Here is a 1,587-nt window from a genome sequence, read left to right on the forward strand (position 1 = left end):
GACGCTGCCCCTGCCGGGCGGCGCCCCCGGTCAGTCGTCCCTACCTTGTTGATCGGGACGGGCGAGCCATTCGTAGGGTCCTACCTTCTTGATCGGGTTGATCAAGGCCACTTGTAGGGTCTGGAGGCCGGCGCTCCCGCGCAGCTGCTGTCAGGGCGTCATGATGATCGATCGTGCTGCTGCGACTGGCTTACCTGGGTGTGACGAACACGTTCGCGATGCTCCGCCTGCTGCCGATGACCGACCGGGACAAGGACGCAGAGATCCTCGCCCTGCGCCACCAAATCACCGTGCTGGAACGCCAACTCGCCAAGGACAAGATCCGGTTCACCCCGAGCGACCGGGCATTCCTGGCAGCGCTCCTGCACCGGCTGCCACGGCACGTCCTGCGACAGTTACGGCTACTCGTCCGCCCCGACACGGCACTGCGTTGGCACCGCACCCTCGTCAAACGCCGCCATGCCGCCTCCTGTCGGCCCAAACGCCCGGGACGACCCCCTACAGTGCGCTCGATCCGCATCCTGGTGCTGCGCATGGCGAAGGAGAACCCGGGCTGGGGCTACCGGCGCCTGCACGGCGAGCTCCTCGTACTGGGGGTGAAGGTGGGCGCGTCCACCGTCTGGGAAATCCTGAAGGAGGCCGGCATCGACCCAGCACCCGAACGGAACTCCACTACCTGGGCCACCTTCCTTCGCTCCCAGGCTGATGCCCTGCTGGCCTGCGACTTCATGGAAACAGTCACCCTGTCGGGGGTACGGATGTACGTGCTCGTGGTGATCGAACACGGCAGTCGCCGGATCCGCGTCCTGGGCGCCACCGCACATCCGACCGCCTCCTGGGTAGCCCAAGCAGCAAAGAGCCTCGACATGGACCTCGAAGACCTCGGCTGCCGCGCACGGTTCATGATCCGGGACCGGGACGGGAAGTTCCCCGCCCTCTTCGATGCCGTACTCAAGGACGCAGGAATCGACGTCGTCCTCAGCGACGTCCAGATCCCAAGAATGAACCCGATCGGGGAAAGGTGGATACAGACCTGTCGCCGCGAGCTCCTGGACCGGACATTGATCTGGAACCAGCGACACCTCCTCCACACTCTGGGCGAGTTCGAGCAGTTCTACAACGGACACCGACCACACCAAGGCATCATGAACGCCAGACCGCTACACCCCTTGCCCCCACCGATCGACGACCCAGACACGTTAGCCCGCCTCGACATACGCCGACACGATCGCCTCGGCGGCATCCTCCACGAATATCAGCATGCGGCGTGAGCTGCGCGGATGAGATTTCCGGCAAGGGCAGTGTCCAAGGTGACCATCTACAACCACTTCGGCAGCAAGGAAGCGCTGTTCACCGCCGTCATCGCGAACGCACTCGACGCCCCGCTCGGGGGGACGCTGGTCGCCGCGATCGACCGGCTCGCGTCGACAAGTCCGCCTGATACGAGCGCGGACGCTCGGCAGCAGCATCTGATCTGCCCCCCGCGTCCCCCATCGTGCCGAAGACTGCCGCCGAGGCCCGCACCATCGTCGACGACCGCGCCCTGTGCCGCCAGCCGCGCGAGGTGCTCGCGGCGGCCATGTGCGA

General features: G+C 65.8%; 2 protein-coding genes. Both read left to right on the plus strand.

Annotation, left to right across the window (positions count from 1 at the left end; translation table 11 throughout):
• The first annotated feature begins 173 nt into the window (after positions 1 to 173).
• Complete coding sequence (locus ACWDSL_RS53340; RefSeq protein WP_450496990.1) at positions 174 to 1,271, plus strand: integrase core domain-containing protein; 1,098 nt, start codon at positions 174 to 176, stop codon at positions 1,269 to 1,271.
• A gap of 9 nt (positions 1,272 to 1,280) precedes the next feature.
• Positions 1,281 to 1,587: TetR/AcrR family transcriptional regulator (locus ACWDSL_RS53345; protein ID WP_450496992.1), on the plus strand; the 307-nt coding region annotated here is incomplete at its 3' end.

It is taken from the genome of Streptomyces sp. NPDC000941, from assembly GCF_053599555.1.